General features: G+C 71.6%; 1 pseudogene. It reads right to left on the reverse strand.

Annotated features, from left to right (window positions below):
• Positions 1-390: pseudogene (locus AC13HU_RS37985) on the reverse strand (hypothetical protein); the annotation flags it as partial.
• Positions 391-595 lie beyond the last annotated feature (205 nt).

Here is a 595-nt window from a genome sequence, read left to right on the forward strand (position 1 = left end):
GCGCGATTCCGTACGGTCCGCGCCGGCGGACGGGATTTCACCCGCCCGGGCGTCGGCCGTCCGGGCGCCCTCCGCACCCGTTCCGGCGACAGAACCGGAACCGGAACCAGAATCGGAATCTGCGGCGGCGTCAGCGTCGGTGTCGGCAGCCGAGCTGGAGTCGGTGCCCGCGTCCTCGTCCGCGTCGGTGGTGGTGGCGGTGACGGCGACGGTGGCGGCGTCGGCGTCCGCACCTTTTGCGGAGCCGGAGTTGGCACCGGAATCGGAGCCGCTGGCGGAATCGGCGTCGGCGTCTTCGGCTACCCCCGCACTGTCCGTCGAGCCCGCTCCATCCGCCTCATCTACGGCTTCGGCGCCCTCCTCCGCGACGGCGGCCCGAGACCCGTCCACTTCCTCGACGGAGTCCGCAACGTCCTCGACGGAGTCCTCGTCGGCCTCTTCGGAAGCGTCCTCGCCGCCGGCCGAACCGGAGTCCTCGTCTCCGTTCCCGGCGGCACTCGCGTCGCGCCCGCCATTCCCACTGGCCCCACCAGTCCCAGCAGGCTCCTCAGCCTCACCAGTCTGGTCACGATTCGGTTCCGTTTTCCCGCTCTCC

Source organism: Streptomyces sp. NH27 (assembly GCF_056859195.1).